Below are 6,059 nucleotides of genomic sequence, written 5' to 3' on the forward strand. Positions count from 1 at the left end.
GGCTGTGTGGGAACGCATCTTTGGTCTGTAAGGACCTGACAGCGTGTTGATCCTCCCCCGACCTCACGGACACGGGGTTAGCTCGCGTTCCGTTCGGCTTGCTCGGGCGTGATGTAGCCGAGCGCCGAGTGGAGACGCTGCCGATTGATGTCGCCTTCGATGCAGGCGAACAGATCGCGCCGGGCCTCGTCCCGGGTCACCCATCGTCGCTGGTGGGCGAGTTCGACCTTGAGGGTATGGAAGAAGCTTTCCATCGGGGCGTTGTCGTAGCAGCAGCCGGTCCGGCTCATGGAGGGCGTCGCCTTCATGTCGGTGAGCTGCTTGTCGTAGGCCTCGGCGGCGTACTTTCTGCCGCGATCGGGATGACAGATGAGGCCGGCCCCCGGTCGCTGCCGTTGGGCGGCCATCATCAGGGCGGCCGAGGTCAGCTCGGTCCGCATGTGCTCGCGCATGGACCAGCCGACGATCTTTCGGGTGGCGAGATCGAGGACGGCGGCCAGGTAGAGCCAGCCCTCTCCGGTGGGGAGGTACGTGATGTCGGCCAGCCAGACCGTATTGGGCAAAGCGGCGGAGAAGAGCTGCTTCAGGAGGTTGGGCGCGATCGGCAGATCGTGCCGGCTGTCCGTTGTGCAGGACCGGAATCGCCGTCCTGCCAGGGCTCGTATGCCATGACGGCGCATCAAGCGCTCCACCCGCCCGCGGCTGACCGATCGTCTCTCTGCGCGCAGGACGGCATGCACCCGAGGCGAGCCGTAGCGCTTCTGATGCCCGACATGGATTCGGCGGGCGTCGTCCATGAGTTGACGGTTGGACGTCTCCTGGGTGCTCTCGCGGCGTGATCGCCAGCCGTAGTAGCCGCTGTGAGAGACGTCGAGCACGCGGCACATGAGACGCACCAGCCAGGTGCCCGCATGCTGCTCGAAGAAAGCGAACGTCACTTCGGCATCTCCGCAAAGATGCCGACCGCTTTTTCTAGGACGTCGCGCTCCATGCGCGCTCGGTCAAGTTCACGCCGCAGAAGGGCAATCTCGGCTGCCCGGTCGGAGGAGGAAACCACCGGGCTCGCGAATGCAGTTCCCGGCAATCCTGCTGCCCGCTATGGTGGGGATCCTCCCATCAGCGTCTTGCGCCACTGCCTCAGCATGAAGGGCTGGACCCGCGTTCGGCCGCGATCTGCGTCGGCGGGCGGCCGCTGCTCTCCAGCAGCGCCACCGCCTCGCGTTTGAACGCGGGTGTGAACTCGCGTCTCGTCTTGGCCATCAAACACCTTCCCCGCCCGCAAGGAGCGTATCAGAGATGTCCGTGAAGTCGGGGGAGGATCAGGTGATCTCCGAAATGACCCTAGAGAAGCTGATCTTGAAGGTGGCGGGCTCGGGACCCGAAGGAGAGCGCCAGTAAGATTTCTCAGTCCGGCTCGCCGCCGGGCTTGCGTCGACTCCGTCGCTGCCGAGCGTCGCGTGTCGGAACGCTTCGCTTGTGGTGTCTTGTGTCAACATCGCTCGACTCAGCGCAAGGTCGCCGTCCTGGTCGAGGACGAGGCCGTTGTGACGGCTGCGATCATCGGGTTGGCCTTCCTGTAAGGGAGCGACGGCTACCGTCGGATCACGGCGCTGCTCCGCCGCGACCGATGTAGGGTGAACGCGAATCTCGTGAAGCAGCGGTTCTCAGCCGTGCTGCCCAATACAATCTGGCTGGCAGGCATCACCCGTTTGCCTACTGGAGACGCCTGGTTTTACCTAGCCGCCGTGCGCAATTTCGCCAACGCAACATCGTCGGATGATCCATGCGTGATCACATACGGGAAGGATTGGCGTCGGCCGCCCTGATAACGGCTAACCGACGTCAGCGATAGGATGCCGGCCTCATCTGTGACTCGAAGCGCGGCAGCAAACACACGGTCGCCGAGGCCTACGACAAGCAGTTCGCCGGCATGCAGGCGATGCCCTCCATAAGACTGCCGAGCCGCTGTTACGACGACGCCCGGACGGAAAGCTTCTTCCATACACTCGAGGTCGAACTCGCCCACCAACAACAATGGGCGCCCCGGGGGAAAAGCCCGACGCGATCTCTTCGCCGACATCGAAGGATACTACAATCGGCAGCGCGTCACTCGACCCCTCGCTTACATCACAGCTGAGCAGGCCGAGCGGAACGCGAGATGACCCCCCGTGTCCGCGAAATCGGGAGGGGATCATCTTCTCCGCCTTGCGACCGTGCGGACGGTCGAACGCTCAGAACCGATAGGTGAAGTTCCCCTTGACAGCGTGGTCCTTGACCCGGTCGCCGACCTGTCCGGTATAGGCGGCGCCCAGCGTCGCGTTGGGCGCCACGTGCAGGTCGAGGCCGGCTTCCGCCACCAGCGCGTCCCGGGCGATCGGGATACCGGCGCTGAGGAAGGCCGGGCCGCTGCTGAAGGCGAGCAGCGCGGTCGGCACCACGTCGCCGAAGGCGCGGCGGTAGCCGGCGAGGCCGTGGGCCGAGAGTGGTAGGCCGAGGCCGAGGTCGATTGCGGTCTGCGCGCGCAGGCCCGCAGTGACCGCGCCGACATCGGTGGTGCGGGCTGAGCTGGTCAGCGCGGCTGCGCCGCCGGTCTCGACGAAGCGGTCGCGACCGATCGAGACGTAGGATCCGCCCACGAACGGTTCGATGTAGCCGCGGGCGGGGGCGGCAAAGCCGTCCTTCGAGACCAGCGTGTTCGGTCCGCCACCGAGGACGATGCGGTAACCGAGCTCGCCGAAGCCCTGCACGGTCGAGCCGCCGTAGCGGCCGGTGGCGTTGTCGGTGAAGCCAGCGAATGCCACGGAGCGGCGGGTGCGGGTGTCGTTGTCGGCGTAAACCGCGCCGAGACGAATCGACAACGGCCCGACCTCATAGCCACCGTAGACGCCGCCGAAGCCGCTCTCGACAGTGGCCGATTGCAGGCGGCCGGCGGTGTCGAGACTGGCCGAGGTGTAGCCACCCGCGACGCCGAACTTGAACCCGCTCTCCAGCCGGACGTCGGCGCCCATGACGAAGCCGGCGATCTGACGCGTTAAGCCGGCGGCGTTGCCGTCGCTGCGGGCATCACCGAAGGCGCCGAAGCCCTGGCCCCAGAGGCCGAACACCTTGGGGTCGAGGATGCGCACGGGCACGCTCGCCACCGGCCCGGCGCGGCCTGGCAAGTCGGCGGTGTAGGCGGCCGGCAAGGACCCGTAGTCGCGGCCGTCATCGAGCCCCGAGCCGGAGGTGACGCCCCAGCGCAGGCGGTCGAGGATGGCTTCCCGCACGAAGAAGGCGGTCGCGGATTGGGTCGAGACGGTGCTGGCGTGGACGTCGCCGGCGAGCGTCTGGAAGGCGCCCCGGGCTTCCGGCGTCGTCAGGCCGACGGTGCGGTCGTACACGGCTGTCCCGGCGCCCCCGACCTGGATCGCGGTGGCGACCGCCGCCTGGTTGCGGTTCTGCGCGATCGTGGCGAAGGCGATGTCGTTGCGGGTCAGCGTCAGGTCGACTTCGGTGGGCTGGTAGCGCAGCGTCGGGGTCAGGAAGGCGAAGTTCGACGTCACGCCGGAGAACTGCCCGGCAACGCCGCCGGCCGCGTTCAGGATCGCATAGCGGGTGCGCGGGTCGTAGGTGCCGTTTTGCGCCAGTACCTGCACGGTGCCGCCCGATAGCGTAGCGGTGCCGGTGGCCGCGATCCGGTCCGATTGCCCGGCGGCATTGGCCTCGACCTGATAGATCGAGCCCGCCGCGAAGGCGACGTTGCCCGAGACATTCAACGTGCCGATCGAGTTGCCCGGCGCGACGGTGCCGCCGGACAGGGCGACGATCCCGCCTACCGTGCCGTTGCCGCCGAGGACGCCGCCGGAGCCGACGGTGACGATCGAATTGGCGAGGCTGCCATTCACGGCGAGCCGCCCCTGCGCGATACCGGTCGAGCCCGAGAACGTGCCGGTGCCGGTAAAATCGAGTGCGCCCGCGCCGGTCTTGATCACGGTGCCGGTCCCGGAGATCGCGTTGGCGAGGCTCCCGTCCGCGGACTGGTTGAAGACCAGTGTGCCGTTGTCGACGATGGCGCCCGAGCCGAAGCTCGCCGACGAGCCGACGAGGGTGCCGCCGGCCACAGTGGTGCCGCCTGCGTATGTGTTGGTGCCGGTCAGCGTCAGCATGCCGGTGCCGGCCTTGGTGAGCGAACCGGTGCCGGAAATGTCGTTCTTCCAGCTGTCGCTGGCGTTGTAGCCGCCCTGCGCGGCGTCCATCGTCACCGTCACCGCGCCGTTGAAGGCACCGTAGCCGTCGTTGGCGGCGTAGAGGTTGAGCCGGCCCCAGCCATCGTAGGTGTTACCGCTCAGGAGCGGATAGCCCGACGGCAGGCCCGTCGTGGCCAGCACCTCCCGGCGCTGCGCGTCGGTGAGGTACGGGAAGCGGGTCAGCAGCAGCACCTGCGCCTGGAGCGGCACCTCAGCGGCGGTCAACGCCGTGCTCGGGCCTGTGGGCTGGAAGCCGTAGGTCAGGCGGGCAGTGTAGTCGGCCTTGTTCTGCGCCCGGTTGGCGAAGGCGTCGGCGGCCCCGGAAGCCGCCGCCGCGGCGAGGCAGCCGTTGACGCTCGTCGCACCGCAGCTTGCCGCGAGATAGGCCTGGGTCTGCTGATAGGCTTGGTAGACCGCGTAAGCACCGGCATTGGCCGGGTTGGTCCAGTCGAGCCGGTTGCCCTGCGGGTCGTAGAGCGCCGCGTAGATGTTGGTGGCCGAGATCGCCAGTGCTTGCATCCGCCCGCCGATGACGTCGAAGGGCGAGTGCATGCCGGCCAGGATGCGGTTGTTCCCCAATTCGGAGGCTCGGGTCAGGAGCTCCTGCCACCGTTGCGGTACGAGGAAGCCGACGCCCAGCGTCTGCAAGTAGCCGGAATTGGTGTGCCCGCTCGGATAGCCGCTGTCCGCGTAGGCGTTGGTGCTGTTGATCCGCGGATAGAGGGCCGTCGGCACGTCCACCGCCGTGGAGACGCGATACGGCCGCGGCGCGGTCCCGATCCCCGGAACGTACTCGCCGACGCGGAAGGTGGCGGGCGTGAAGATGCCGGCGGCGCTGAAGGTCCCGACGTTCGGTGCCGTCAGCGGCTGCCCGCCATTGGCATCGACCATCGCCTGGGTGACGGTGAAGCCACGTACCCACCGGTCCGTCGTCCCGTAGACCGCCGGCACGGGGAAATTCGACAGGTAGCTCGGCACGACCAAGTTCGCCGTGTCGTTGACCGACAGGGCGGTCCGATTGGTCGCGGCGCTATAGTCGTTGAAGCGCGCGTCCAGCGGATTGATCGCCGGATTGACGCCCTGGTACCGGCCGAACACTCGTTTCGGCGGTTCCGTCGAGGCGTTGCCGCGTGCCGTGTTGTCGATGAACCCGACGGCCGCAGCGAGCGGCGTCGCGGTTCCGTTCCCGAAGGTCGCCGAGCCGGCATTGGCGTTCGAACCGGTGTTGAGGTTGGCGACGTAGTCCGCCAGCGTCGTCACCGCATAGGTCGTGGGCGTCAGGCTGGTGGGCCGCGTGCCCGTGAAGGTCGACCCGGTGCCGGTGAGATAGGCGGAGGTGAGCGGCCCGAGACCGTTCAGGATGCTGTAGGCCTGCCCCGTGCGGTCGTCGTGGAAGGCCGCCAGTGTCTGGTCGGCGGTCCGGCTCTGAGTCAGCGTCACGACGGTCTGATAGTTCTGCGTCAACGCCGCGGGATTGTTGGCCAGCAATCCGACATAGCTGTCGAGGACGCGGGTGATGACGGTGCCTGGGTTGACCGATGTGCTGTTGGCAAAGCCGATCGGCGGAGAGGTCGGAACCTGCTGCGCCGCCGCACCGACAGGCAGGAGGCAAGTGGCGGCCAGCAACGTCGTCTTGAATTTCGCGGACATGATTCCCCTCACGCATTCGCGGTGCGGAGGTGCTCTAGCTTGACCTTATGACGCAGGGGTGACTGTTTCTGGATCGTTTCCCGACAGCAGGTCCACCTTGCATAGAGGACTCCTACCGTCTCCGGCTGATTGACTCGTCGGGGATTCCCGGCGAGCGAAGTGATGTTTAGGGTCTGGGCCATG

1 protein-coding gene and 2 pseudogenes are annotated in these 6,059 nt (G+C 67.1%); 1 reads left to right on the plus strand and 2 read right to left on the minus strand.

Annotation, left to right across the window (positions count from 1 at the left end):
* Positions 1-77 precede the first annotated feature (77 nt).
* Positions 78-1,260, minus strand: a pseudogene (locus tag G3T14_RS22790) (IS3 family transposase).
* A gap of 143 nt (positions 1,261-1,403) precedes the next feature.
* On the opposite strand from G3T14_RS22790, the pseudogene G3T14_RS25235 reads away from it, so the two are divergent.
* Positions 1,404-2,162: pseudogene (locus G3T14_RS25235) on the plus strand (IS3 family transposase); the annotation flags it as partial.
* A gap of 69 nt (positions 2,163-2,231) precedes the next feature.
* On the opposite strand, the gene G3T14_RS22795 reads toward G3T14_RS25235, so the two are convergent.
* A complete protein-coding gene (locus G3T14_RS22795) occupies positions 2,232-5,876 on the minus strand; it encodes an autotransporter domain-containing protein (protein WP_246733506.1) in 3,645 nt (1,214 codons plus the stop codon).
* Positions 5,877-6,059: the final 183 nt, after the last annotated feature.

It is taken from the genome of Methylobacterium sp. BTF04 (assembly GCF_010692745.1).
Lineage (GTDB): Bacteria > Pseudomonadota > Alphaproteobacteria > Rhizobiales > Beijerinckiaceae > Methylobacterium.

What these genes read in the sequence shown, in the direction of transcription:
- G3T14_RS22795 (WP_246733506.1), bottom strand. Translation starts at nt 5,876, where the DNA reads ATGTCCGCGAAATTCAAGACGACGTTGCTGGCCGCCACTTGCCTCCTG.